21 protein-coding genes are annotated in these 26,039 nt (G+C 60.2%); 5 read left to right on the top strand and 16 right to left on the bottom strand.

Annotated elements, in window-relative coordinates; genetic code table 11:
- Nucleotides 1-55 precede the first annotated feature (55 nt).
- From IG168_RS12970 to IG168_RS12960, 3 genes are all read right to left on the bottom strand, one after another.
- Nucleotides 56-1,369 (bottom strand): amidohydrolase family protein, encoded by a 1,314-nt coding sequence (locus tag IG168_RS12970; protein WP_319024704.1) that lies wholly within the window; start codon nt 1,367-1,369, stop codon nt 56-58.
- Nucleotides 1,366-2,766: an amidohydrolase gene (locus IG168_RS12965; protein ID WP_193164824.1), complete on the bottom strand. Its 1,401-nt coding sequence runs from the start codon at nt 2,764-2,766 to the stop codon at nt 1,366-1,368. Before IG168_RS12965 ends, IG168_RS12970 begins: the two co-directional genes overlap by 4 nt.
- A gap of 84 nt (nt 2,767-2,850) precedes the next feature.
- On the bottom strand, nt 2,851-3,171 hold the full coding sequence (locus IG168_RS12960; RefSeq protein WP_193164823.1) for a helix-turn-helix domain-containing protein: 321 nt from the start codon (nt 3,169-3,171) through the stop codon (nt 2,851-2,853).
- Nucleotides 3,172-3,323: 152 nt separating this feature from the next.
- Here IG168_RS12960 and IG168_RS12955 point away from each other — a divergent pair, with 152 nt between their 5' ends.
- A complete protein-coding gene (locus IG168_RS12955) occupies nt 3,324-4,994 on the top strand; it encodes a hybrid sensor histidine kinase/response regulator (RefSeq protein WP_193164822.1) in 1,671 nt (556 codons plus the stop codon).
- A 2-nt stretch (nt 4,995-4,996) separates the two neighbouring features.
- Here IG168_RS12955 and IG168_RS12950 read toward each other — a convergent pair whose 3' ends face one another.
- The 3 genes from IG168_RS12950 to IG168_RS12940 form a co-directional block, all read right to left on the bottom strand.
- A complete protein-coding gene (locus IG168_RS12950; protein ID WP_193164821.1) occupies nt 4,997-5,296 on the bottom strand; it encodes a hypothetical protein in 300 nt (99 codons plus the stop codon).
- Between the two features lie 105 nt (nt 5,297-5,401).
- Nucleotides 5,402-5,950, bottom strand: a complete 549-nt coding sequence (locus tag IG168_RS12945; RefSeq protein ID WP_193164820.1) for a GmrSD restriction endonuclease domain-containing protein — start codon at nt 5,948-5,950, stop codon at nt 5,402-5,404.
- Between the two features lie 477 nt (nt 5,951-6,427).
- Nucleotides 6,428-7,294: a MurR/RpiR family transcriptional regulator gene (locus IG168_RS12940; RefSeq protein ID WP_193164819.1), complete on the bottom strand. Its 867-nt coding sequence runs from the start codon at nt 7,292-7,294 to the stop codon at nt 6,428-6,430.
- 174 nt (nt 7,295-7,468) lie between these two features.
- Here IG168_RS12940 and IG168_RS12935 point away from each other — a divergent pair, with 174 nt between their 5' ends.
- The 3 genes from IG168_RS12935 (at nt 7,469) to murQ (ending at nt 10,948) form a co-directional block, all read left to right on the top strand.
- A complete protein-coding gene (locus tag IG168_RS12935) occupies nt 7,469-9,043 on the top strand; it encodes a sodium:solute symporter (protein WP_193164818.1) in 1,575 nt (524 codons plus the stop codon).
- Entirely contained in the window at nt 9,040-9,921 is an 882-nt protein-coding gene (locus IG168_RS12930) for a BadF/BadG/BcrA/BcrD ATPase family protein (RefSeq protein WP_193164817.1), read from the top strand. Before IG168_RS12935 ends, IG168_RS12930 begins: the two co-directional genes overlap by 4 nt.
- Nucleotides 9,922-10,009: 88 nt before the next feature.
- On the top strand, nt 10,010-10,948 hold the full coding sequence (gene murQ / locus IG168_RS12925) for an N-acetylmuramic acid 6-phosphate etherase (RefSeq protein WP_193164816.1): 939 nt from the start codon (nt 10,010-10,012) through the stop codon (nt 10,946-10,948).
- Nucleotides 10,949-11,390: 442 nt separating this feature from the next.
- Here murQ and glcF read toward each other — a convergent pair whose 3' ends face one another.
- The 10 genes from glcF to IG168_RS12875 all read right to left on the bottom strand — a co-directional run bounded on the left by glcF (nt 11,391) and on the right by IG168_RS12875 (nt 24,431).
- Nucleotides 11,391-12,662, bottom strand: a complete 1,272-nt coding sequence (glcF, locus tag IG168_RS12920) for a glycolate oxidase subunit GlcF (RefSeq protein WP_193164815.1) — start codon at nt 12,660-12,662, stop codon at nt 11,391-11,393.
- Nucleotides 12,653-13,714 (bottom strand): glycolate oxidase subunit GlcE, encoded by a 1,062-nt coding sequence (gene glcE / locus IG168_RS12915; protein ID WP_193164814.1) that lies wholly within the window; start codon nt 13,712-13,714, stop codon nt 12,653-12,655. Before glcE ends, glcF begins: the two co-directional genes overlap by 10 nt.
- Nucleotides 13,707-15,131, bottom strand: a complete 1,425-nt coding sequence (locus IG168_RS12910) for an FAD-linked oxidase C-terminal domain-containing protein (protein ID WP_319024703.1) — start codon at nt 15,129-15,131, stop codon at nt 13,707-13,709. Before IG168_RS12910 ends, glcE begins: the two co-directional genes overlap by 8 nt.
- 5 nt (nt 15,132-15,136) lie before the next feature.
- The gene (locus IG168_RS12905) at nt 15,137-16,327 is read right to left on the bottom strand and encodes an acyltransferase family protein (RefSeq protein ID WP_226876942.1); all 1,191 of its coding nucleotides are present in this window, start codon (nt 16,325-16,327) and stop codon (nt 15,137-15,139) included.
- Nucleotides 16,328-16,330: 3 nt separating this feature from the next.
- Nucleotides 16,331-17,509, bottom strand: coding sequence for an exo-beta-N-acetylmuramidase NamZ family protein (locus IG168_RS12900; protein ID WP_193164812.1), 1,179 nt, complete (start codon nt 17,507-17,509; stop codon nt 16,331-16,333).
- Between the two features lie 60 nt (nt 17,510-17,569).
- Entirely contained in the window at nt 17,570-18,241 is a 672-nt protein-coding gene (locus tag IG168_RS12895) for a M15 family metallopeptidase (RefSeq protein WP_193164811.1), read from the bottom strand.
- 63 nt (nt 18,242-18,304) lie between these two features.
- Nucleotides 18,305-20,230 (bottom strand): aminotransferase class I/II-fold pyridoxal phosphate-dependent enzyme, encoded by a 1,926-nt coding sequence (locus IG168_RS12890; RefSeq protein WP_193164810.1) that lies wholly within the window; start codon nt 20,228-20,230, stop codon nt 18,305-18,307.
- Between the two features lie 15 nt (nt 20,231-20,245).
- On the bottom strand, nt 20,246-21,640 hold the full coding sequence (locus tag IG168_RS12885) for a Na+/H+ antiporter NhaC family protein (protein ID WP_193164809.1): 1,395 nt from the start codon (nt 21,638-21,640) through the stop codon (nt 20,246-20,248).
- A gap of 135 nt (nt 21,641-21,775) precedes the next feature.
- Nucleotides 21,776-22,816 (bottom strand): S66 peptidase family protein, encoded by a 1,041-nt coding sequence (locus IG168_RS12880; RefSeq protein WP_193164808.1) that lies wholly within the window; start codon nt 22,814-22,816, stop codon nt 21,776-21,778.
- A gap of 10 nt (nt 22,817-22,826) precedes the next feature.
- Nucleotides 22,827-24,431 (bottom strand): serine hydrolase, encoded by a 1,605-nt coding sequence (locus tag IG168_RS12875; protein WP_193164807.1) that lies wholly within the window; start codon nt 24,429-24,431, stop codon nt 22,827-22,829.
- A 171-nt stretch (nt 24,432-24,602) separates the two neighbouring features.
- On the opposite strand from IG168_RS12875, the gene IG168_RS12870 reads away from it, so the two are divergent.
- The gene (locus IG168_RS12870) at nt 24,603-26,036 is read left to right on the top strand and encodes a transglutaminase-like domain-containing protein (RefSeq protein ID WP_319024702.1); all 1,434 of its coding nucleotides are present in this window, start codon (nt 24,603-24,605) and stop codon (nt 26,034-26,036) included.
- Nucleotides 26,037-26,039 lie beyond the last annotated feature (3 nt).

Raw genomic sequence — 26,039 nt, 5'->3', positions numbered from 1 at the left:
TGCATCAAAAAAGCGGGGCTGCAGCCCCGCATTGATTCGTTTCGATCAGTATCAATTAGTATTTGTAGGCCGCTTCGTGACCGGGTTGCGGGTTCAGATAGCGGTCCCGCAGCCGCGTCGAGCGCGTCACCAGCGACTGGGGCTCACCGGCGATCAGCACCTGCTCCGGATAACTGGTAACCTCCAGCGGATCGCCATTCCACACGACGATATCCGCCACCGCACCCGGCTCGATCACCCCGCCCTCAATACCAAAAATTTTCGCAACATTGGTACTGATGGCTTTCAGCCCCGCTTCGTAATCCAACCCATTAGCCACGGCATTTCCCGCCGACTGGCGCGCCAGATAAACGTTGTGTGTCGAGGCGTAGTCGGGACCACTGATCGCGATGGTGACACCGGCCTTGGTCATCAACGCCGCATTGTCCAGGCGCGCACCGAGGCTCTCGAAGGCGATGGGCAGGTTGTTGAGTGCGTCGACGATCACCGGCACATTGGCGTCGGCCAATTGTTGCGCTACCATCCAGCCTTCCGCGCCCCCCTGCAGCACCAGCGACAAGTTAAAGTCCTTCGCAAGCTGGATAGCTTCGAGGATGTCACTGGCGCGGTTGGCAGTCAGCATCAATGGCCGCTTGCCTTCAATCAGGGGCTGCAGAGCCTCCAGATCCGCCAGGGAGTGGTTCAGTTCCCGCCACTCGCCACGACGAATCGCGTCGCGGTGGTCGCGGTATTCCCGCGCCTCGGATAGCGCATTTTTTACCTTGGCGAAGGCACTGGCGCGGCTGCCGCCGGCCAGCTGCCCGCCCGCCTCGCCGAAATAGGCTTTCTGCGCGAGATCCGTTGCTACCACACTGTCGAAGTCACCGTTCAGTTCAATGGCAAAACTCCGTCCGGCAAATACCCGCTGTGGCGTGCCGACATTGTCGCCCCACAGGCTGATGGCCGGAAATACCAGTGCGCGAGTCACGCCACCGGCGCGGTTAAAGGGAATCAACGTGGACTTGGGGTTGTAGGCCGGTAGGGGGTCAAAGGCGCTGCCGATGCTGTCCCCGGTGACCGCGTAATCGTTGGTGGCGCTGGCTGCACCAATCTCTGTCAGTCCGAGCTCACTCAGCGGCGCGATAACACCGGGCGTGACGATTTTACCGACGGCATCGATCACCCGATCCGCCTGGACACTCAGCGAGGGCCCGACGGCTTCCACACGTCCATTGCGTACCAGGACATCGGCGCGACCCAATTTACCGGCATCCGCCAGGGTATAGACCTCGCCACCTTTGATCAGCAGCGTCTCCGCATGCACCGGCGCAGACACCAGTCCCAGCAGCAACGCGCAGTTCAACACGATTCTATTCAATGTACTGTTCACGGCCGCACTCCCTCCGGATCCAGAATGCCCAGCTCGAAATCGCTGCGTGGCTGGCGCTTCTTGTTATTGCGGTCGTACATCAATTCACCATCGATGTAGACCTTCTCTGCGTGGGCATAAACGCTGAAGGGATTGCGTGACCAGACCACAACGTCGGCCATTTTTCCCTTTTCCAGGCTGCCGGTTTGCTCGGCAATGCCCAGGGCCTTGGCCGGGTTCATTGTCATCCACACGACCGCATCCTTAGGCTGGATATCGAAGCCAGCCCTCCGCCCGGCAGTCATCGCCTTGGCGACTTCCTGGTTGAGATGCTGGATCCCAATAGCCGAATCCGAATGGATCATTGCACAGGCCTTGGCGTGATCCACAATCGCAATATTGGCTTCAGTCATGTCAAAGGCTTCATGCTTGAAGCCCCACCAGTCCGCCCACATGGCCGCACAGACATTGTTCTCAGCCAGCAAGTCCGCCACTTTGTAGGCTTCCACCGCATGGTGGAATGCGGCGATATGAAAGCCGAACTCCTTGGCTATATCCATCATTACCGCCATCTCTTCACCGCGGTAACAGTGGTTTTGCACCAGGATCTGGCCGGAGAGCACACCGGCGAGCGTTTCGAGCTGCAGATCCCGCTCGGGCTTGTCACCGCCCTTCTTCGCGTAGTCTTCCCACTTCTTCTTATATTCCGCAGCCTTGATCCAGGCCTCGCGATAACCGGCCACATTGCCCATGCGGGTCGAGGGGGCTACACCCTTGCCACCGTAAACGCGCTTGGGGTTTTCCCCGCAGGCCATCTTCAAACCGTAAGGCGCGCCGGGAAATTTCATATCCTGTACGCGCCGGCCAAGGACATTTTTCACGGTTACGCTGCGGCCACCGAAAAGGTTGGCGGAGCCGGGCAGTATCTGCATCGTGGTCACACCGCCGGCAAGGGCGAGGGGGAATTGCGGGTCCTGTGTCCATACGGAATGCTCCGCCCAGACCTCGGCCGTATTCGGCGATGTCATTTCGTTGCCGTCCTGGGAAGACTCGATGGCCGGTGCCGGATAATCGCCGAGGTGCGAGTGCACATCGATGATGCCCGGCGTTACCCATTTGCCTTTGCCATCGACTTCCACGGCGTCTTTAGGGGCTTTGAGGTTTTCCCCGATCCGCTTAATTTTGCCGTCAGACAGCAGTAGATCTGTATTGTCCAGTTCTTCACCGGTTCCCGTAAGGAGCGTCGCCCCGCGGATCAGTACCGGTTTGGACTCGGGGACGGTATACGTGGAAGGAAAAGCATCCTGATGGGCGAAATCGGGGGTTTTCCCCTTACCGCCATTGTCATCTCCCCCACACCCCGCCAATAGGACTGCGGCGCCGAAGGCAGCCGCGAAACAGCGAGCATGCAGCAGCATAAAAAATTCCATCGTTATTAGGGTTGTCGGCATATCCTATCAGGAAGCACACCGAAGACCATGTCCAAAATACAAATTTGGCCTTCAGCGGGATTCTCGCGGTCTCGGCGAAGAGGCGCGGCGGCGTGATTCCGGCAACGAGCTATCTCGCTTGCTCGCGTTCTCGGCAAGTTGTGCAAAAAATGACTCGAACTGATCGGCATATGCCAGCGATTCCAGAAGCTGCACCAGTGCGGAGAGATTACAGCCCTCTCCACGCTCCAGCCTTTTCAGGGTACTGAGCCCCACATCTGCCCTAGCAGCCAGAGTTTCCTGCGAGACGTTTTCGGCGAGACGGAGACGGCGGAAAGATTCCCCGAGACTCTGCATACGCTCGACGAGCAGTTCGGTTTCACTGTCAGACATGGTACGAATCCGAAAAAAATAAAATTATAACGAATAAGGATTTCGCGCACAGTGTGCACTAGATCGCAAAAGCACTGTTCGGCCGGTAGACTTTTAACAGTCGCCATGGTGCAATCTTTGGTCTTCGCGTAGAGGTCGTCCAGGATGGATAGATGGCAAACCGCACAAAAGATACCGACCGCCCCACGGATGCACCTTCCCTCCCCTCCAATCAGCCAATTGCCTCTCAACAAGACTCCCGCCATATTTACGAGGCGCTGCAAAAAAGCGAAGAACGCTACCGCGAGCTGGTGGAACACGCCAATTCCATTATCCTGCGCTGGAACCGCGACGGGATTATTACTTTTTTCAACGAATACGCGCAGCGTTTCTTTGGCTACAGTGAAGCCGAAATTATCGGGCGCCATGTAGTCGGCACCATAGTTCCTACCAACGAAAGCACCGGCCGGGATCTGCGTCCACTGATGGATGATATCTGTAACTTTCCCGACGAACACCGCTACAACATCAATGAAAATATCACCAAGGACGGCAAGCGTGTCTGGATAGCCTGGACGAACAAGCTGTTAACCGATGACCGGGGCGCACCGGTCGGCGTACTCAGCATCGGCACCGATATCACCAGGCAGAGACTGCTCGAAGAAGAGCTCCGGCAAGCACAAAAAATGCAGGCCATCGGCGAACTCGCCGGCGGGATCGCCCATGATTTCAACAATATGATTCACGGCATTACCGGGTATGCCGAAGTCATCCAGCAAATCACCTGCGATCAGCGAGTTGCCGAGTACATCTCCCATATTCTCACGACGGCACAACATGCGGCCGAACTAACCAAACAATTGCTGACATTCGCCCGCAAGGGAAAATACCAGCTCACAGAATGCAACACGCACGAAATCATTCGCGACGTGTGCGCCATGCTCGAGCGCACTATAGACCGACGAATTGATATCGAACAGAAACTGCAAGCCAACCGCCCCCATGTCCTCGGCGATTCCGCCCAATTGAAAAGCGCGCTGCTCAACCTGGGTATCAACGCAAAAGATGCAATGCCCCGCGGCGGCGCACTGCGTTTCGTCACTCACGATCTCACACTGGACGACCCCACCACTATCGCCGACTTCGAAATAGGACCAGGCCAGTACCTGCTGATCAATGTCAGCGATAGCGGTACTGGCATGCCAGCAGAAATCCGGCGCAGAATTTTCGAGCCATTTTTCACTACCAAGGAAAGCGGGCGCGGCGCGGGGCTCGGGCTCGCAGCGGTTTACGGCACCATGCATCTGCATAAGGGCGCCATTATCTGCCAGAGCAGTGAAGGGGAAGGAAGTAGTTTTGATCTCTACCTGCCGATAATCCGCGACGCAGCCAAGCAAGTGCACCGGCAGCAGAAGCCAGCATCACAGGAACACAAAGTGCGCATCATGGTCGTCGACGATGAGGCGATGGTGCGGAATTACTCCAAAACCCTGTTTGAAATGCGCGGCCACGAAGTCGTGACATTTGCCGGCGCAGAAGATGCCATCAATTATTACCGGGACAATTATGAAAGTGTGGACCTGGTGCTACTGGACATGATCATGCCGCGTATGGACGGCCAGCAACTGTTCGCCTTCCTCAAGCGGATCAACCCGGAGATCAAGGCTATTCTCTCCACCGGTTACAGCGTAGATATCAAGGTCCAGGAAATTCTGGCCGACGGTATTCTCGACTGCATTCAGAAACCCTTTACCTACGAACAGCTGCAGGAAAAAATTGCCGCACTGATTTCCGATGGACACCGGATACCGCTGAAGACTGATCTGGACGCTGAGCCCACCTGAAATCAGTAGTGCAACAGTTTGATGATCGGTTCGCCGTTATCGCACTCACCGACCACTTCCGGCTCCGAGAGCTTGGAACCGGCCTGAAGCACCTTGTTGGACGGGTAAGATACGAAACAGGCAAAGTTGAAATTGACTGCCCAGTTGCACAACAGGCGACCATCGTCCTCCTCGTAGAATCGCTGCTGACAAAAGCTCAGGGAGGGACTGGGTCCCGCTCCCTGGGGCGGACCGATGGTGATGGTCTCGCCGGCATAGGAGACAGGCATCAGCAAATTTGCGGCCAGCAACCACTGCCACATAACGTCACCCGCACATTCATCGACTGATTCCCATTAAGCGTAGCAGCAGCTGGCGCGCTTATCCTCCATCACCCTATCGGCCCGGGCAGTTTTTCAGCCGAGCATCTATGTCTCATGCGCCAGTGACTGGAACCGCTGGGATTCCGCCAGCGTCGGCTGCAGGCCATATTTCTCCACGATCGCCATAAAACACTGTACATAAATTCGTGCAACCGGTTTATAGGGCGGCATCCACTGGTCGGGGCCCTTGTCACCTTTGCTCTGGTTGCGCCCGTCGTCTACCAGCCACAGGTTGTCGGGGTCCTCGGCGAATTGCCGCTTGCGCTCGCGCGGCCAGTAGGCACCGCCGTGATCGAAGGCCCATTTCAGTGGCACTATGTGCTCCACATCCAGGTCTGAAGCCTTGAAGTAAAAATTACCCGTATAGGGATCCAGCCACAGGCCGGTCGCAACCTTGCACTGGTTGGCGCGGGTAAAAGTCACCGGTCCCAGGGAATACCTCAACAGCAGCTCGTGACGGGTGTCCCGACAGTTGCCGTCACTATCGGACCAGCGCGGCAGCCATTCCGATCGATCGTAATCGCTGCTCCAGGCCTCGCCACAGAAAATGAATAAAAGCAGCAGCAAATATCCGGAGAGTTTCTTATTAACCATTCAAGTGATCCCCCATTTTTGAATGGCACGATCGTACACAACCTTTTGGCGCAAAAATATTCTTTTTGCGGAAATCGCTACGGAGATCACATGAAGGAATGTTGCCACAGGAGGAACAACCGGGACGGGTAATGGGCGGTAACGTGGGACTGGGGGAAGATAGAAAATCGAGGGGGCTAACGCCCCCTCAAAACCAATTCTCTATCGGAAGGGGAATCCGGAATTGGAAGCTACAAGGTGAAAAGGCGGAATCGAGGCAACAGTACAAGCGTCGCGTTCGACCAGCCTGCGCCCTTCCTGCCGCAATCTATTTCCAAGGAAATATTAATCACAAAAAGAAGAGGCTTTACGAATATATTATTCCTAAAGAGCGAATTCAATAGCCACTGGCGAATAAAACTTGCAGCCCCGATAAGCTGCAACTTTGTACCAATTAGTAATTGAGGGGGATTGCTGGCCGGTTTGCGCGGCGACGCATCAGGCGCCCTTGCGCCGGCTCCCGCCGCGGAACACTTCGACAGCGTTACGGCTGCGCTCAAACAGGTCCTGCGCCTGGTCGTCCCGCTGCGACATAAGGATAAACAGCAGGTCAGTAACCATCAGCTGGGCGGTACGCGCCAAGATGGAAGAACTGCGGGCGCCAGCCTCGTCGGCAACACAAAACAACCGGACACTCGCCAGCTCTATAAGCGGATTGCGCGAAAAACGCGTCAGGGAAATCACGTCGGCCCCCTGCTGCAACCCGGTCTCCGCCACCCGAATCACATCCTGGGTCAATCCCGACTCGGAAATGGCCAACACCACACTGCCCTGCTTCAAAGTCGCCGCGTTGGCGACCTGCACGTGCGTGTCGCTCTCTACCAGCACGGCCTTGCCCAGCTTCATCAGTTTGTAGGCGAAATCGCGCGCAACCAGCGAAGAAGCCCCCACGCCCGCCACCAGGATACGGTCGGCCGCAGCCAGCAGTTGAACGGCACGGATAAGCTCTGCTTCGCCGTTTACGCCGAGGGTTTCATTGAGGGATACGGCTTTGTGGGCGATCAGTTTTCGGCCAACCGTGGTGATATCGTCATCGACGGAAATATCACCGTGAATGGCCTTGGGCAGGTGCGCTGTGCGCGCCATGGATTCGGTCAGGGACAGCTTGAAATCCGAATAACCCTTGTAGCCGAGTTTTTGGCTGAACTTCACCACACTGGATTGGGAGACGCCGATACTGTCTGCAAGCGATTTGGATGAGTGTTTGCGCACGGCCTCCACGTTCTCCAGCAAAAAATCCGCGATCCGCTGTTCGTGGTTAGACATCGACTCGCGCATGGCGCGGATTTTCGCAATTGATCCCATAGTGATCTTCTCTCACAGACTTGTTTCCCTACTGCCGACGCAATTTATTGTCGCACCAATCGTGCACTTTTTGCTCGACCCAGGAATAAATGATACCAATCAATCAAAATTTGAGGAATAATTAAGTACCGATAGCCGTAATAAATCATACCAAGCAAACGCGGACGGATATCCATGGAGTTACAGTTTACAGCGATCGACTGGACCATTTTTGCCCTCTACGGCCTGGTTCTGGCTGTCAGCGGCTGGCTTTTCTCCCGCCAGGGCGCCAGTAACAGTCGCGATTACTTTCTCGCCAAAAACAGTATGCCCATGTGGATGGTGGCCATCTCCACCCTGGCCACCACCCAGTCAGCGGCCACCTTTCTCGGCGGACCGGATCTCGGCTACCGTGGTGACCTCACTTACCTGTTTACCAATCTCGGCGCCCTGATCGCCGCCGGTGTGGTTGCCCGCTTCCTGATTCCACGTTTCTACGCCCAGGAAGTCACCACCGTTTACGAACTGCTGCAGTCGCGTTTTGGCAGTGCCGCCAAGAACCAGGCCGGCGGTATGTACCTGCTCGGCCGCGTCTTTGCCAGTGGTGCCCGTCTCTATATGGCGGCGATCGCCGTCTCCATGATCATCTTCAACGATATCGACGCAGGTCATGTGGTGCTGGCCATCCTCCTGCTGACAGCAGCGGGCCTGGTACAGACATTCATTGGCGGTGTGCGCTCGGTCATCCAGAGCGATGTGCTGCAGTGCGCCGTCTATCTCGCGGCGGCCTTCTCGGTTGTAGCGGTACTGCTCTGGCAGATTCCCGCGGACCTGCCGACAATCCTTGCCACACTGGACAGCCCCGGCGCGGACCAGGCGTCAAAGCTAGAACTCGTCGATTTCAGCTTTTCCTGGGGAGACCCGTTTACTGTCTGGGCCACCTTCACCGGCTTTGTCCTGTTAAATATTGCCGCGTTCGGGATGGATCAGGATGTCACCCAGCGACTGTTGACCTGCAGGAACGCCCGCGAGGGCGCCCGGGCCATGACACTGTCCATTGTGATGGTGGCGCCGATCATGGCGGTATTTATGGGAATCGGCCTGCTCCTGTACCTCTTTTACCAGCACCCGGAATTGATGGGTGGCACTGTCATGGAGCAGCCCGCCGGAGGCGACGTTACCGTCTTCATGCACTACGTGCTGCACGAAATGCCCGCGGGGCTGCGCGGCCTGGTCACCGTCGGTGTGATTGCCGCGGCGCTGTCCACCCTGAATTCCAGCCTGAACTCGATGGCGAGTGTCCTCACCGAGGATATCTATCGCCCCTGGCTGGATTGCCGCGGCATTAAACGTCCGGCCGCGCACTTTGTCACCGCAGGGCGCATGGCGATGTTTCTGATCGGACTGGTGCTGAGTGCCATGGCGATCCTCTGTTATTTCTGGCAGCAGATCAGTGACCTGCCGCTGCTGACCTTCGCGCTCTCCGTCATGGTCTTTGCCTACTCCGGGCTGTTGGGCGTGTTCTTCACGGCCATCTTTACCGGGCGCGGTAACGGCGCCAGTGTCACGGCAGCACTGATTGCCGGCTTCCTCGTCACCCTGGCACAGCAACCCTGGATGATCGGACTGATCACCGGCGAAGAGAACCCGGTCAGCGTCGCGTTTCCCTGGCAGCTGTGTCTGGGCACACTGGTCTCACTGACCATCTGTTGCCTGGGTAAACCGGCGGCGCAAACCGCAGACAGCGGGCTCGCCGGGGCCCGTGCATGAGCCACTGCTATATCGGCATCGATGGCGGCGGCACCAAGACACTGGCGCGCCTCGTCGACGACAACCGGCCGCCGATCGAATTGCGCGCCGGACCCAGTTCGCTGTCGCAGAATCTGCCGCAGGCTATTTCCAATATTGGCAGCCTCTGCAGCCAACTGCTGGCGGCATCCGGAGTCAGCGCCGATCGGGTGGCCCTGGCCTGCGGTGTCGCCGGCGCCGGCAATGAGTCTGCAGCCCGGACCCTGTGCGGCCATCTGGAAGCCATGGGATTCGCCGCGGTTACAGTGACTTCGGATGCACGCACGTCGCTGGTCGGCGCCGGCGCCGGCCTGCCGATGGTCATGGCTGCCATTGGCACCGGTTCGGTGGCCATGCGCCTCGACCGCAATGGTGAAATCCGCCAATTCGGCGGCTGGGGCCTCGCGGTGGGTGACGAAGGCAGCGGCGCCGCTATCGGCAAGAGCGCTGTGCGTGCGCTGTTGTGGGAACTGGATATTCACGGTGCGCCGCAGACACCCCTGAGCCAGCAGGTGATGCATCATGTCGGGAATCACCGCCCGGCGATCCTACACTGGCTACAGCAGGCCGGCTCGCGCGAGTATGCGGCAATTGCGCCCATGGTGTTTGAGCATCAGCGTACCTGCCCACTGGCGCGGGACATCGCCGGCAAAACCGTCGCCGAGGTGGAGCGACTGATACGCAGCGCGTGGGCTGATACCGATTTGCCCATCACCCTGCTCGGCGGCCTGGCCGATAAATTGGTGCCGTATTTGGCCGAGGACCTGCAGAGCCGGTTGATACCGCCTTTGGGCAGTTCCCTCGACGGCGCCTGCATTCTCGCCCGCGACTCAGTCGCTATTGAGTCGACGGCGTACTGAGTGAAATGCTGAAAAAGTATTCGCAGTGAAGAGTGTCAATATTTAACAGCTTGCCCAGCAGGGTTCAGAGAGGCTGAGAAGGAAGAAAATGAACGACGAACTAATCAAGGAACTGAGCGCGCTCACCAGTGAAGCGCGCAACCCGGATACACTCGACATCGATCTGCTACCGACCGAAGAAATTTTGCAGAAAATCAATCAGGCAGATCGGGAAGTGCCGCTGGCGGTACACCGGCAGTTGCCGCAGATCACCGCGGCCGTGGATGTCATCGTCGACGCCTTCAAGCAGGGTGGCCGACTGATCTATATGGGTGCCGGCACCAGCGGCCGCCTGGGTATACTCGACGCGGTGGAATGTCCGCCGACCTACGGCGTGAGCGAGGATATGGTGGTGGCGCTGATCGCCGGTGGCGAAGATGCAGTCTATCGCGCCCAGGAAGGCGCCGAAGACAATCCGGCGCTGGGCAGGTCTGATCTGGAAAAGATCAATTTGACCGCTGAGGACGTGGTAGTGGGTATCGCCGCCAGCGGCCGCACCCCCTACGTTATCGGCGGGCTGCGCTACGCACGGGAAATCGGCTGTAAAACCGTGGCCCTGTCCTGCAACAAGGCGGCAGCCATCGCCGACGAAGCGGATATCGCCATACTGCCGGAAGTCGGCCCGGAAATCCTGACCGGCTCAACGCGTATGAAAGCGGGCAGCGCGCAGAAGCTGGTGCTGAACATGCTCACCACCGCGAGCATGATCCGGCTCGGCAAGGTCTTTTATAACCTGATGGTCGATGTCAAAGCCACCAACGCCAAACTGATCAGCCGCACCCGCAGTATCGTTATGGAAGCGACCGGTGCATCCCTCGAGGAAGCGGACAGAGTGCTCAGCGAGTGCGACCACAATGCCAAGCTCGCCATCATGGTCATTCTCAGCGGCCTGGACAGCGACGCCGCCGAGCGCGCGCTCGCGGAGGCCAATGGCTTCCTGCGCCTCGCGCTGCAGAATATCGAAGCGGCCAATTCCCGCGCTGGCTGATCGTCCGCAATTACGAGCCGCTGATTCCCGCGGCTCGCTTTCGCCCAATCCAGGGCCTGCTCACACTAAATTCGATGGCCGCGACGACGGCCGTTATTTTTCGCAAGGCAAGGCGTAGTGAGCGCCGTGTGGCCGGCCACATAAGCGAACTACAACACAGCATTGCGGAAAAACGGCCCCGTCCCTTCGGGTTGCGCCCCAAAACGGGCCATGCCGCGTTGCTCGTCGCTCATTTAGCACGCTAAACCATGCTCCTCGCGCCTTGCCTGGCCCGTTTTGGGGCGGCAACGCGACTATCGAATTTAGTGTGAACAGGCCCTAGGCTATTACCCACCCTTCCCTATCCCCTATCACGCGATTCCCGGTCGCGCATGCAACCGCGCCCCGGTTCCGATCGATGCGATTTGCTGCGCACGGATCGCCCGCGAGAGGTATTCGACAGTTACGAAGCGTGCGGCAGGAAATCGGCAACGTATTCCAGCCAGTGACGCACCGGGGTCTCGGTGCCCCCCTGCAGGTGCAACAGGCAACCGATATTGGCGGTGAGCAGCAGGTCGGGATTGGACTCTTGCAGCGACTGCAGCTTTTTCCCACGCAGGGATTTGGCGCGCTCAGGTTGCAGCACCGAATAGGTACCGGCGGAGCCGCAGCATAGATGGCTGTCCCGCACTGCCGGCACTTCAACGCCCAGCGAGTGCAACAACTGCTCTACCCGGCCACTCAGTCCCAGACCGTGCTGCAGCGTACAGGGACAGTGGAATACCACCTTGGCTTTTTTGTCCGGCGCAGCCAAGTCGAGCGGCCGCTGCGCCAGCAATCCATCGAGTAACTCGACCGGATCCCGCACCAGCTGTGCGAGTTCCGCGGCCTTGTCCCTGTATTCCGGATCATCGGCGAGCAGCAGCGGATAGTCGCGCAGGTGCACGCCGCATCCCGATGCCGTGGATACGATCGCGCGCAGTGGTGTGGTCTCGGCCAACTGCCACCAGTAATCGATCTGGCGGCGCGCCAGTTCACGCGCCTGCTCTTCGCCACTGGTGTGGTAACTGGCGGCGCCGCAACAGTTCGCAGCCGCGGACAGGCTCACCGGCACCCCGAAGTGTTCGAGAATTCGCTGTAGCGCACCATCGATATCCGGCCGCAGCATCGGTTGCACGCAGCCGCGCACCAGTACCACCGCGCCGCCTGTAGCATCGCTCTCGGGGAACTTGCGGGAAATCTTTCGGTAAGTGCCTGCAGTAGAAGAGCGTTGCGGTGGAAAATATGTGCGTCGCAACGCAGATGGCAGCAGCGGCGCGACGAGCCGGCCAGCTGCGAACAGAAAACCCAGCAGCCGCGGTGACAACATCAGGTTGCTCAGCGCGCTGCGCACAATCCGCTGCGTCCCCGGTCGCGGTGCCAGTCGCTCGACGGTATCGCGACCCACTGTAAGTAACTTGTGGTACTCCACCCCGGAAGGACAGGTCGTCTCGCAACTCCGGCAGGTCAGGCAGCGGTCGAGATGGGTGCGGGTCACCGCACTGGCGGACCCCGTCTCCAGCATTTCCTTCATCAGGTATATGCGCCCGCGCGGACTGTCCAGTTCATTGCCTTCCAGTAAGTAGGTCGGGCAAGTGGCGGTGCAAAAGCCGCAGTGCACGCAGGCGTTCAATACCCGTTCGGCGCGCGCGGCGTCGCCGGCTGCGATCAGGTTCTCGACAATCTTTACCTGCACGATTCCCGGTCTCCCGCGACAAAGCGCTCATGAAAAATTCGCTGGTTGAATACTCCGGACGGGTCAAACGCCGCTTTAATGCGCCGATGCCAATCCGCCGCCGCGCTCTGCGGCGGCAGCGGTGCCCCGCGCAATACCTGCACGAATCCACCGCAAGCTGCGGCAGCCTGTTGCAGCGCCCCGTGGTCGCCACCGCGCACCCAGATGCGCGCCCCCTCCCACTCCAGCAGTGCAGTGCCCCGCTCAACCGGCATGGACACGCCCCGCGGCAGGTACACGCAGGCCAGCGCATCGCCGTGGAAAAAATCCTGGCGAAGATCGCGCAAAGCGGCCCAGTCGAACGCGCTCGCCTCGCCGCCGAGCAGCGCCACAGCGTCCTCCACCGCCACCGCGCGCCCGGACAGGCGCAGGTGCAGTTGGCCATCACAATGGCAGGTCGCCGAGATCAGCGGGCGCAGTGCGCGTGTTCTCTGCCACCATTGCGACAGGTCACCGGTGTCGACGTCAAAACTGCGGGTAACACTCACCTCGGGTTGTGGCGACACCCGCAGCGACACATCGAGCAATACACCGAGCGTGCCGAATGCCCCCACCTGCAGGCGGGCACAATCGTAACCGGCGACATTTTTCATCACCTGCCCGCCGAAATTTACCGTGTGGCCGCGACCATTGATCATGCGACAGCCGAGCACCGTATCCCGCAACGACACGGAGAAAGCCCGTGCCGGTCCGTCCCAGCCACAGGCCACCGCGCCGCCGATAGTGCTGTGCGTCGCCGGCGCGGGAATATCCGCGGCGAACTGCTGTCCCTCCGCGGCAAGCAATTCGCGCAACGTATCCAGGCGAGTGCCGGCGCGCACCCGCAACACCAGTTCATCGGGTTCGTAGTCGATGACCCCGGTGTGCGCGCGCAGATCCAGACTCGCACTTTCGGGCTGTAAATCGAAGGCACTGCGGCTGCCGCTACCGGCAATGGCGATGGGTTCGGCAGAACCGGCCAGGGCGGCACGCACACTTTCCTGCAGATCCATGCTGCTGTCGCGATCAGTCATGGCGATGCCTCAGCGCGCGGTATTCGCGGCAGTGCGCCAGCGTAGGAATCAGCTTGCCCCGATTCAGCAGCCACGGCGGATCCAGGGCTTCCTTCAGCGCCAGGAACTGCCCGATTTCCTCATCCGTGAACTGCACGGCCATCTGGTTGATTTTCTCGACACCGACGCCGTGCTCACCGGTAATGGTGCCGCCCACTTCGATGCAGTATTCGAGGATATCGGCGGCGAGTTTTTCCACGCGTTCGAGCGCGCCCGTTTCGCCGGCGTCAAACATGATGATGGGATGGAGGTTGCCGTCGCCGGCGTGAAAAACGTTGGCCACCTGCAGGCCGTGCTGCTCGGCAAACCCCTCGATGGCTTCGAGCACGTCGCCGATTCGGCGCCGGGGAACGGTGCCGTCGATACAGTAGTAATCGGGGCTCAGGCGGCCAATCGCCGGGAATGCGCTTTTGCGCCCCTTCCACCAGCGCTGGCGCTGGTCTTCGCAGCCGGCCCGCTGGGTGCGCCAAGCTCCGGAGCGGTCGAGCAGGGCCTCGACCAGCGCCAGCTCCTGATCCACTTCGCGCGGATCACCGTCGAGATCAATCAGCAAAATGGCCGCCGCATCGAGGGCGTAACCCGCCTGACAGAAAGCTTCCGTCGCCGAGATCGCCAGCTGGTCCATCATTTCCAGCGCCGCCGGCACCACGCCCGCGCGCACAATGGCCGAAACCGCATCCGCCGCCTCGCGCACTGTGCCGAAGTCCGCCATCAAGGTGCGGGTCCGGGCCGGTAACGGCAGGAGCTTGACTGTCACCTGCGTGACGATGCCCAGGCACCCTTCGGAGCCGTGCACCAGCGCGAGCAGGTCGTAACCCGGTTGCGCCAGGCATTCACCACCGATTTCCAGCACCTCGCCCTCGATAGTGACAAGACGCAGCGCAATAACATTGTGCACCGTGACACCGTACTTCAGGCAGTGCACACCGCCGGCATTTTCCGCAACGTTGCCACCGATGGAACAAGCAATCTGCGACGAGGGGTCCGGTGCGTAATAGAGGCCGTGGGCCGCCGCGGCTGCGGTAATCTGCTGGTTGATGACACCCGGCTCCACCCTGGCAAGCATCGACGGCGCATCCAGTGACAGTATGCGATTCATCGGTGCCGTCACCAGCAGAACCCCGGCGCGATAGGGCTTGGCACCGGCGGACAGCCCCGTGCCGGCACCCCGCGATACTAGCGGTATTTTGAGGCGATAGCAGAGTTTCGCTACGGCGACCACGTCTTCCTCGGAAGCGGCCAGAACGACTACGCGCGGCCGCTCACAGTAGACCGGCAGCGCATCGCACTCATAGGGCGCTATCTGCTCGCGGCGCGTCAGCAGACGTTCCTCAGGGATCAGGGCCTGCAGGGCCGGAATAAGATCTTCGGGCAGCACAGTATTCACACTTTCCAGATTACACGCTGTCGGTACATCTGCCACATGACCCAGTAGAACGCCACCAGGCAACTCAGGGCGAAGGCCAGTGAACCGCCGTAGTTGCCGAAAAGCGGCTGGAAGACAGTGGCAAACAGCCAGTGCTTTAGCGTCTGGTCTCCCGCCGGAATGATAATCAGCAGGCGGCCGACAATTCCGGCGAGCATAAACAGCGCGATGGCGTTGACGCCGAATACCAGCAGCGGTGCCAGCGCCCGGCGATGCTGGCGGATATCCGCCAGATAGAAAAGCCCGCTGAGCAGAATAAGGGACACGCCACCGGTCACCAGAACGAAAGTGGGCGACCACAGCGCCTTGTTGACCGGCACCCAGGTACTGGCCAGTTGCCCGACCCCCAGTAATACCAGCCCCGCCACCAGCCAGTGTTGCGCCACGCGCCGCTTCGCCTGCGGGCTGCCGTCACTGCGCTGCCAGGCGAGCCCGGCCAGCGCGCCCAGCAGACAGGTGGCAACCGCGGACACCGTCGTCAAAATCCCCTCCGGATCAAAGGCAAAGGGTCTGGCAGTACTGTAGTAGAGATGCTTGCTGCCCAGCAGCGCCTGATCAATCCAGGCGGAGAGGTGATTGCCGAACAGGAACTGTCCGCGGAACACCTCGCCACTGTCACTGCTGTAGGGCACGGTCAGCATCAACAGCCAGGGCAGCACCAGGCACACCGATGCCGCCAGCGCCAGCCCCCGCGGCGAACACCACGACAACAGATAGCTGCTGACCAGGTAGACCAGCGCGATCCGCTGCAACACACCGAGCCAGCGGATATGCGTGATGCGATCGTCGAGCCAGGAGTAATCCGCAACGCGAAAATTATAGAAAAACACCGCCAGGAAAAGTCCCAGCCCGAACAGTTTCAGCGCCCGTATCCACTGCGCGCGGCCCACTGCGGGAAACGCCTGCGCTTTCCCCCGGGCCAGCACCATCGACAGGCCGACGACAAACAGAAACAGGGGAAAAATCACATCCGTCGGCGTCCAGCCGTTCCACTCCGCGTGGGCCAGCGGCGCATAGACGAATGACCAGCTGCCCGGGTTGTTGACCAGGACCATCGCCGCGATGGCGAGCCCCCGCAACAGGTCCACCGACATCAACCGGCCTTCCGGTAACTTGGCGAGTATTTCGCTGATGTGGTTCGGCATCATCACTCAGCGCTCCGGATACAGGAGGTAGGGCTGGCGCTGCTGGCGGAAGCGCGCCAGTGCCGGCTGCCAGCTGCGGCGGATTTCCTCCTCGCTGGCCCCCGCCTCTACCGCTCGCCGCAATTGATCAGTGCCGGCGAGCTTGTCAAAAAAGGCCGGCCGGGTAAAAAAGGCGTTGCGGGACTGGCCCGTGCGGTGGGACCAGTCGATCAGGTAACTCAGGGTAAAGCGGCTGTCCGCCGGCGCACCGCGCAGGTCATCACCGCGCACCCGCTCGCCGTTATGTTTTGGATTCTCGCTCGCTCCGGCGACCGGGTGCGGCGTAAAAGAAAATTTACCCTGCCGATCCGCGGGATGGCCGACCACCTGAAACGGAAAATCCGTGCCACGGCCGATGCTGACCGAGGTCCCTTCGAATAGTGCCAGTGACGGGTACAGCCGGATAGCGAGGTCGTTGGGCAGGTTCGGCGAGGGCTTGACCGGCAGCGCGTAGTGCATGGCCTTGCGATAGCCGGCGACCGGAATCACCTCGAGCCGGCAGCGGGCGCCGTTATCCAGCCAGCCTTCGCCGTTGATCATGCGCGCCAGTTCACCCACCGTCAGTCCGTGCACCAGCGGAATCGGGTCGACACCGACAAAGCTGCGGAACTCCCGCTGCAATACCGGCCCGTCGATGTAATCGCCGTTCGGATTCGGGCGGTCGAGCACCAGCAACGGCACGTCGTTGTCGGCGCAGGCCTGCATCAAATAGTGCAGCGAGCTGATGTAGGTATAGAAACGCACACCCACATCCTGGACATCGAAAACCATCCAGCCCAGCCCCTTGAGATCCTCCGATTGAGGCGCGCGGTGTTTACCGTACAGGGAAACCACCGGCAGTCCGGAAGGCCCATCGATACCGCTGTCGACATGACCACCATTTTCCACATTGCCGCGCACACCGTGCTCCAGGGCAAAAATACGGGTGATATCAACACCGCGTTTCCGCAGGAAATCGATCAGGTGCTCATCCCCGACCCGCGAAGTCTGGTTGACGACGAGCCCCACCGGCTTATTTGCCAACAGAGACAGGTAGCGCTCCGGCTGTTCCGCGCCGGTGCGGAGCTTTTCCGCCGCCCTGCCCTGTGCACCGGCGATGGCGAGTACGAGAGTCAGTCCAAGAGTGAAAATTCGGGAAAGTTGCATGGTTTCTCCATCATCATCACATCGCCATCGCATCGCGGTAGCACAGCGCATTCACAGTTTTTATTGCACGGGCACGTCAAAATAATGATCCGGCCAGGGCTCGGGCTTGAAGGTGTAGTGCCACCACTCCTGCGGATAATTGTGAAAACCACGTGCCGTCATGGTATCGCGCAGGAGCATGCGGTTGTCGTGCGCCTCGCGATCCGCCAGCGCAAAATCGGTGGCCGAGCGCGCATCCATAAAATCGAAGGACGTACCCATATTGACCAACCCACCATCGTTCAGCCGATAGAGGCCGAGATCGACGGTAGCGCCGCGACTGTGCCCGGAACGGGCGGCGATGTAACCGTGCTCGAACAACCGGGCTTTTTCCTCCCGTGGGTAGAACGCGGCCTTGGTACTGAAGTTTTCCGGCTGGCCGGCCCAGCGCACGAAATGATCCACCGCGCGCTGCGGGCGATAGCAATCAAAGGTCACCAGGCCGAGTCCACGCGCAGCCAGATCGGCGGCGACCTTCTGCAGCGCCTCCCGCGCAGCCGGAACCAGCAGGCAGCGATTCGCGCGATAGCCGTCCAATCGCTCGCCCACTAGGTTCTCCCCGCTGAAATAGCGCAATTCCACCCGGATATGTTCCCCGGTGACCGGTACCAGCCCCGGATCTGCTCGCCCGGCAGTCCCGGCACAGGCTGTCGCCGCCAAGCCGATCAGCAGCCACCCAAAGCGCTGTTTCATGATGCCCCCGTTATTATCAGCCCGGCGATCAACCTGATGGTTCCGATCTATCTGATTACCGGGTCAATCAATCGACTGCCGTTCCTGCAGTCCTTTATCCGCCTCTTCCGGCAACATCACCCGCATTGCCGGGCGGCCGGCGTTCTTGCGCAGGCCGTGCATTTCGAGATCTTCACGTTCATGTACAAATGCATTGATCGCCGCGAGAATTTCCTCGGTGACCAGCTGACCTGGCACCAGCAGTGGAATACCCGGGGGGTAAGGCACTATTTCATCACAGGCGATACGCCCCACCAGAGCTTTACCCTCCTCGCCGCCCAGCGCCAGTTTCTCGCCGCGGGCGAAATACGCGGTGCGTGGCAGGACCCGGATTTCACTCAACGGCGGCAGCGCCTGGCCGGCAGCGGGTTTTTGCATCGCACTGCGCGTTTCCGACAGCGTGCGCAGTGCCTGCTTGAGACGCAGGACCTTGCTCTCCGTGGTGCCGATGGTGACGAGAAACGACAGCGTATTGTGGGTATTTTTTTCCACCTGGATGCCGAACTGGCTGAACAGCTGCAGTTGCACCTCCGGCGCCGACAGGCCCGCAAAGCCGACATCAATGGTGACCTTGGTGGGGTCGAGCAGGATAGCGTCGTCCGCCAGTTCCTGGCCGCAGAGTTCAGCGGCGTCGAGCGGCCGGAACGCCGTGTGCTCGCGCACGAACTCGCGCAGATCCCGGGCAAAATCGAGGGTGCGCTGCATTACGCTGTAGCCCTCGATACTCATCTGCTTACGCGCAACATCGAGGCTGGCAATCATGCCGTACTGGGGGCTGGTCGACGTATGCATATTGATATCCTCGCGGAATCCCGCCGGATCAAAATCTTTCACGCCCTGCCCCACGTGAATCATGCTCGCCTGGGAAAATGCCGAGAGCATTTTGTGGGTCGACTGGGTGACAAAATCCGCCCCGCACTCCAGCGCCGTCGGGCGCAGATCCGGATGGAAGCGGCCGTGTGCGTACCAGGCTTCGTCGATCAGCACATACAGCCCGCGCCGATGTGCGTAGTCGATGATGGATTTCAGGTCGTAACGCAGGCCATCGTAGGTACAGGAAGTCAGTACCAGCAGCCGCGCATCGGGCGTGGCGTCGATGGCGGCAAAGATGCGGCTTTTCGGCACCGGGCCATAAACTCCGTAATCCTGGTTGACTGCGGATTCCAGGTAGACCGGCAGAGCCCCGCTCATGATCATGGCGTGGTGCACGGACTTGTGGCAGTTGCGGTCCACGATGGCGCGATCGCCACTGCGCAGCAGGTACTGCAGCACGATCTTGTTCGAGGTTGAGGTGCCGTTGGTGACGAAATAAGTGTGGGCGGCGCCAAAGGTCCGCGCCGCCAGCTGTTGGGACTGGCGAATGACACTGACCGGGTCCATCAGGGAATCGAGCATTTTCACACTGACGGACAGATCCGTATTGAAAATATGCTCGCCCATAAACCGGTAAAAATCGGCAATCCAGGGGCTGCTGCTGAGGCTGTCGCCACTGGAGTGCCCCGGCGTATGCCAGGAATCGCGCGCGGCGTATACGTATTCGCGCAGGGCGTCGGCAAATGGTGTGGCCGTGCGCTCGAGTAAAATACGGCGCAGCGTGCGGTAGACCACGCCGTAATTGGACTCGCCGCGGGAGATAACACTTTCATAATCGCGGTTCTGTGCCGGCACGCGCGCGGCTGTCAGCAAGACGCTGTCGATTTCCGCCCGGCGGTCGCGAATCTGCTCGTGGCATTCCGCAAGCATCTGCGCATCCAGATCCCCGTCGTCGAGTACCACAATCTGGGTTTCCCCGCGGCACAGCTGCGCCTCCAGCGCTTGCGGATCGCAAAAGCTGAACCGCAACTGCAATGGCGCCGCCGCATCGCTATCCACCACCTGCGATAACTCCGATACCCAGCGCTGGCCAAACTGCCGGTCACCGGTTACCAGGACAATACAACATTCCATCATCGTGACATTCCGCAGTTAGAGCAGGAAAAATCCCAGCAGTACGAAACCGACTGCGCTGATGGCGCCGGCCCGCAGTGCGTAGGGCAACTGTGTCCGCACGTGATCAATATGTTCCGTTCCTGCGGCGAGGGACGAAACAATCGTGGTATCGGAAATCGGCGAAGCGTGATCGCCGAAAACACCGCCGGATAACACCGCGGCCACGAACAGGGTCGGATCCACATTCATCGCCGTGGCTACCGGAACGGCGATCGGCAACATGATCGAGAAAGTGCCCCAGCTGGAGCCGACCGAAAAAGCGATGACACCGGAGACTAAGAAGATCGCCAGCGGCAGCAGTGCCGCTGGAATGGAATCACCCACCATGCCAGCGACATAGTCGCCGGTGCCCAGCGTTTTGGAAACGGATCCCAGTGCCAGCGCCAGCACCAGAATGATGGCCAGCGGCAGCATGCGCCCCGCCCCTTCCATCCAGGTGTGACTGAGTTCATCCAGTGTCATGCTGCGCTGAATCATTACCAGCACCGATACTACGGTCAACGCCGCCAGCGATGCCCACAGCACCGAGGTGGAACCGGAGCCGGAGAAGATGTGACCGTCGCCAGTGATCCACAGGCCGATGGGCATTGCCAGAATCAGGGTCAGCACCGGCAGCAGCATGTTCATCAACCGCGGTTTTACGTGCTTGCGCTCACCGATTGCCGATGGAATATCGAGACCGTCTTTCGCGTCTTCCACCGTGCGCGCTTCCGCCGCGGCCATTGGTCCGGGATTGTAGTTGCGCGAAATGGCAAATGCGGTCATCGCCACCGCAGTGATGGCGTAGATATTCAATGGAATGCTCGCCAGCAATACCTTCAGCGGATCCGTCACATCCAGCCCCTGCAGCAGTCCGAGGTTAAAGGCCCCCCACGCATTCAGCGGAATCAACATACAGATCGGTGCCGAAGTGGAATCGATGATATACGCCAGTTTCTCCCGGGATACTTTGAATCGGTCAAACAGCGGTCGCGACACAGTACCGGCGACCAGCACGGTGATATTGGACTCAATGAAGATGATGATACCCACCAGCCACGCCATCCACTGGGCGCGCTTGCCGTTGGTCACCCAGCGACTGCGGTCGAGAAACTGCACAAAGCCACTGACTGCGCCGCAGCGCTCCAGCGTGACAATAAAGGCACCGATCACCAGCGTGAACATCACGACCCGCGCATCGCCGGGACTCGCGAGCACCGCCAGAACGCCGTCCAGTGCTTCGGCCAGCGACGGCAGCACTCCGGATTGGTTGAGCAGATAATAGCCGAGCCAAATGCCAGCAAAGAGTGCCAGGTAAACCTGACGGGTAAAAAGTGCGAGCCCGATGGCAATGAAGGGCGGCAACAGGGTGATCCAGGTTAATTCCGTCATACAGCATCTAATCGTTATTATTGGTTTACACCAACCGGGCGTCGCTGCGACCGGGTTGGCAGTGATCACTCGGGCCAATGCGCAGTCAGCGATCGGCCCGGTTGCAGATGGTAACCGGCTGGCGCCCTTTTGCCATCAACTGACGACAGATTCGAGTATCCGCAGTGCGCCGCTATCGCCGTCCAGCTCCGCCATGGCCCCCACCGGCACGACGGTCTGGTCTTTCACGTGACCGATCATCAGGCCGCGCACCACCGGCACTTCGAGTCCGGCACAGCGCTCGCGCAGCACATGCTCCACACTGAATGTATTGCCGTCGGTATCCGTTTCGGTGAATTTACCGAAAGCGAGTCCGGCCACCTGGTCCAGCTTGCCCGCCAGCCAAAGCTGGGTCAGCATGCGGTCGATACGGTACGGGGCCTCACCGACATCCTCAAGAAACAAAATTTTATTGCGGAAGTCCGGCTCAAACGGGGTACCCAGCAGGCTGCAGATCAGCGACAGGTTGCCACCAATCAGCCGCCCCCGCGCCTTGCCACCGCGAAACAGCGTGAGACGGTTTTTGTGCTCGGCGCGGCCGGGCCCCGCTTCAAAAGGCGGTGCCGCACCGATCTGCACCGGTGACTCGCCGCGCACCAATACCTTGCTGAATTCTTCCAGCGTGTAATCGGTGAAATTCTGCGCGGCGATCGGTCCGTGGAAAGTGATCAGGCCGCTGCGCTGGTATATGGCATTCAAAAGCGCCGTAATATCGCTGTAGCCCAGCAGCACTTTGGGATTACTGCGAATCGTGTCGTAGTCCAGCATCGGCAGAATACGCGGCGTGCCGTAACCGCCGCGCAGGCAGAAAACCGCGTCCACGGAAGTATCGGCAAACATCGCGTTGATATCCTGGGCGCGCGCCGCATCCGGCCCCGCCAGGTACTGGGTGCGCTGATAGAGGTGCTCCGCCTCCTTGACGTTGAAGCCCAGAGATTTCACCACGTCGATGGCGAAGCGGATATCCTCGTCTTCCCAGGCGTTGCTCGCCGGTGTTACCAGGCCCACGGTCATGCCGCGGCGCAGGCGCGCCGGGCGCAGGAGCTCTCCGGTCGCCGGCACCGCAGCGGCGGATCCAGCCAGCGCGCTCAACAGCGGCGCGGACACCAGGGATTTGATCAGGGTGCGTCTTTGCATCTTCGGCTCCTTATTGTCCGCTCTGTACACTTTGTCCGGCCTGTACACTGCCGACCATCTGCTGGCCGCCGTCGACCCGTTCGAAACGCAGGTCGGGAAAGTCGTAACTGAAATCCACACCGCGGGACTGGGGCTGCATGGTCAATACCAGCCGGCCCTGTTCATCGCGCTGCGCGATCAACCAGGCATCCGCCTCCAGGCTGCGGTCGTCCCAGCGCAGGCTCCACACGCCCGGTTCCGCCTGGCTCAGGTCCCCGGCGAGGCGCGGGGACTTCTGTGAACTCCAGCGCAGCGTGTCGCCGTCACCGGCAATGCGGATTTCGCCAAACCAGGGGTCGCGGTAGCTGCCGGACAACTGGGTGTCCGAAACCTCGGCCAGGCTCTCGGGCGGCGGATAGTGTTCCGGTTCAGCCGGCTGGGTGGCGCCGCCGTACAAATCCTGGAAGTAGGCTAGCCAGTCCCGGTGTTCATCACCCAGATAGGGGCGCAGCAAGCTGTAGATCAGCGCCTGGCGTGCAACGCCGGCACTGCGATTCATCAGTACCACCATGGCCAGATCCTCTTCCGGAACCACGGCGACCCAGGCGTACATACCCGACAGCGAACCGGTATGGTGGAGCACGCGCTTGCCGTTCATATCCTGCACGCGCCAGCCCAGCGCGTAGGCATAGAAGTGGCCGCCGTCGCGCTCGGCCCGTTCCGGTGACATCGGCATCAGCGTGACCGGTTGCCACAATCGATCGCGAGACTCCTCGCTGAAGATGCGCGTACCGTCCGGTGTAACACCGCCGGCAAGCATGGTGCGCAGCCAGCGCAGCATATCTTCGGCGCTACAGTGCATGCCCCCGGCCGCCGCCAGCACTATGGGCTCGTCGCCAGCGAGGTTGGCCGTATCCACCACCAACTGGCCATTTTCCAGGCGATGGGGATCGGCGAGGTTGTCCCGTGCGGACTCCGGAACCGGGCCGGCAAAACAGTGTTGCAGATCCATTTTTTCCAGCAGTTGGTCCTGCACGAAATCTTCATAGGACTCACCGGAAACCGCCGCGATCAATTCACCGGCGACAATATAGAGCAGGTTGTCGTAGGCGTAGTCGGCGCGGAAACTGCCGGTAATCGGGAGATAGGCGAGCCCGGACAGAACGTCGGCCCGGGTAAAGTGATTCGGTTGCGGCCACAGCATCAGGTCGCCGGCACCGGCGCCCAGGCCGGAACGGTGTGTCAGCAGGTCGACCACGCGGAATTCTCTGGTAATCCACGGATCTTCGAGGCGGAATTGCGGCAGGTAGTCCACAACCCGGCTGTCCCACTGCAGCTTGCCCTGCTCTACCAGCAGCGCCAGCCCGGCAGTGGTAAACGCCTTGGTGGTGGATGCAAGCTTAAACAGCGTCTGCGCATCCACTGGGTGCGGGTGATCCACGTCGGTCACACCGAAACCGCGCAGCAGCACCGGCTCGCCCTTGTGCCAGATCCCCACTGCCGCACCGGGCACCCGCTCTTCTCGCAGGATTTTCTCGATGGTGGCCACGGTTTCGCTGCGCGATTCCGGCTGCCTGGAGCAGGCAGTCGCCAGCAGGCTGACACAGACAAGGACAACAACCTGGATTTTTTTCATTCTTATGCCTCCGCGGATTAGTCGGCCGGCGCATTGGAGAAACATCCCTGATTTGCCGGCGATGCCCGCGAGATTCCTTGACGCCGACACCACAACAGAATAATTTATCAACCTAGGATTACACTGTAAATATAATTTATTCCAACCCAGCAAATAATCCGGAGTGCAGCCGTGCCCTACCCCCGCCTCACCCACAAGCTGTCCCTGATCTTTTCCGCCCTGCTTGCGATTGCCTGCACCGGCAACACCCATGCGAATCCGCTCACAGAAGTACAGAGCCTCGTCGACCAGGGGAGCTACCAGCAGGCGCGCGCGCAGATAAAAAAAATATTGAGCCGGAGCCCGGCACAACCGCTGCAGTCAAAACTGCTGTTTGAAAAGGAACGCATGCGCCGCATCGAAATGGAGTTCACCATCAAGCGGGAAGACCTGCTGGCATCGATCCACCGCTATATTCCGGACGCAAGCGAAGACGATATCCGCCAATGGGATCGCGAGGGTCTGCTGGAATCCATGGTCATCGATGGCGAGCGCCGCTTTTTCCGCAAGGCGGCCTACAATCTGGTGCAGATTTCCGATAAAGCAGCCGCGCGCAACCCCAACCACACACGCTTTACCGACGAGGCGCCACTGTACGCCCTGAACCCGCACCACCTGGATATCATGGCGGCTGCCACTGCGCCGCGGCGCAGTTTCCGCGTGGACTACTCAGTGACAGTAGAGCCCGACGCAGTGCCGGCCGGCGAGACGGTCCGCGCATGGCTGCCGTTTCCGAAAACCATTCCGGGGCGCCAGGAACAGGTGACGTTACTGCAAACCACACCGGAACAATATCAGCTGGCTCCGGAACAGCAGGCCCAGCGCACCATCTACTTCGAACAGCCCGCGCGCGCCGGCAAGGCCACCGAATTCCGGGTCAGCTACCGCTTCGACAGTATTGCCAGCTACACCCCTATCGATCCGCAGCGCACCGCACAGGCATCACTACCGGATGACGTTTCCCCCTTCCTGCAGGAACGCGCCCCGCATCTCCGCTTTACCCCGCAACTGCGCGCTCTGTCCGAACGCATCGTCGGCGACGAAAAGAACCCCTACCGTATCGCCCGCAAACTGTTTGCCCATGTCGACAGCATTCCCTGGGCCGGCGCGCGTGAATATTCCACCATCCGCGATATCAGTCAGTATGCCGCGGAAGCCGGACACGCGGATTGCGGCCAGCAGACCCTGCTGCTGATCACGTTACTGCGCATGAACGGCATCCCCGCCCGCTGGCAGTCCGGCTGGGAATTCTCTCCCGCTGCATTCGATACGATGCACGATTGGGGGGAGCTCTACCTGGCCCCCTACGGCTGGCTGCCAATGGACGTAACCCACGGACTGCTCGGCAGCGCCGACGAAAAATCAAGCTGGTTTTATCTTGGTGGAATCGATGCCTATCGGCTGATTTTCAACACGGATTACAGCCAGCCATTTCAGCCGGCCAAACAGCATTTCCGCTCGGAAACCGTGGATTCACAACGCGGCGAAGTGGAGTGGCGCGGGGGCAACCTGTACTTCGACCAGTGGGATTACCACCTCGACTGGAAACTGTTGGAGGAGAGCTGAAGC

The sequence above is a fragment of the Microbulbifer hainanensis genome (assembly GCF_014904735.1).
GTDB lineage: Bacteria > Pseudomonadota > Gammaproteobacteria > Pseudomonadales > Cellvibrionaceae > Microbulbifer > Microbulbifer hainanensis.
This window is presented reverse-complemented; position numbering and strand designations above follow the sequence as displayed.

Coding starts and splice junctions, on each gene's coding strand:
- IG168_RS12965 (WP_193164824.1), bottom strand. CDS start 2,766: ATGCTGCTGCATGCTCGCTGTTTCGCGGCTGCCTTCGGCGCCGCAGTC.
- IG168_RS12960 (WP_193164823.1), bottom strand. CDS start 3,171: ATGTCTGACAGTGAAACCGAACTGCTCGTCGAGCGTATGCAGAGTCTC.
- IG168_RS12955 (WP_193164822.1), top strand. CDS start 3,324: ATGGCAAACCGCACAAAAGATACCGACCGCCCCACGGATGCACCTTCC.
- IG168_RS12950 (WP_193164821.1), bottom strand. CDS start 5,296: ATGTGGCAGTGGTTGCTGGCCGCAAATTTGCTGATGCCTGTCTCCTAT.
- IG168_RS12945 (WP_193164820.1), bottom strand. CDS start 5,950: ATGGTTAATAAGAAACTCTCCGGATATTTGCTGCTGCTTTTATTCATT.
- IG168_RS12940 (WP_193164819.1), bottom strand. CDS start 7,294: ATGGGATCAATTGCGAAAATCCGCGCCATGCGCGAGTCGATGTCTAAC.
- IG168_RS12935 (WP_193164818.1), top strand. CDS start 7,469: ATGGAGTTACAGTTTACAGCGATCGACTGGACCATTTTTGCCCTCTAC.
- IG168_RS12930 (WP_193164817.1), top strand. CDS start 9,040: ATGAGCCACTGCTATATCGGCATCGATGGCGGCGGCACCAAGACACTG.
- murQ (WP_193164816.1), top strand. CDS start 10,010: ATGAACGACGAACTAATCAAGGAACTGAGCGCGCTCACCAGTGAAGCG.
- glcE (WP_193164814.1), bottom strand. CDS start 13,714: ATGACTGATCGCGACAGCAGCATGGATCTGCAGGAAAGTGTGCGTGCC.
- IG168_RS12905 (WP_226876942.1), bottom strand. CDS start 16,327: ATGATGCCGAACCACATCAGCGAAATACTCGCCAAGTTACCGGAAGGC.
- IG168_RS12900 (WP_193164812.1), bottom strand. CDS start 17,509: ATGCAACTTTCCCGAATTTTCACTCTTGGACTGACTCTCGTACTCGCC.
- IG168_RS12895 (WP_193164811.1), bottom strand. CDS start 18,241: ATGAAACAGCGCTTTGGGTGGCTGCTGATCGGCTTGGCGGCGACAGCC.
- IG168_RS12890 (WP_193164810.1), bottom strand. CDS start 20,230: ATGATGGAATGTTGTATTGTCCTGGTAACCGGTGACCGGCAGTTTGGC.
- IG168_RS12885 (WP_193164809.1), bottom strand. CDS start 21,640: ATGACGGAATTAACCTGGATCACCCTGTTGCCGCCCTTCATTGCCATC.
- IG168_RS12880 (WP_193164808.1), bottom strand. CDS start 22,816: ATGCAAAGACGCACCCTGATCAAATCCCTGGTGTCCGCGCCGCTGTTG.
- IG168_RS12875 (WP_193164807.1), bottom strand. CDS start 24,431: ATGAAAAAAATCCAGGTTGTTGTCCTTGTCTGTGTCAGCCTGCTGGCG.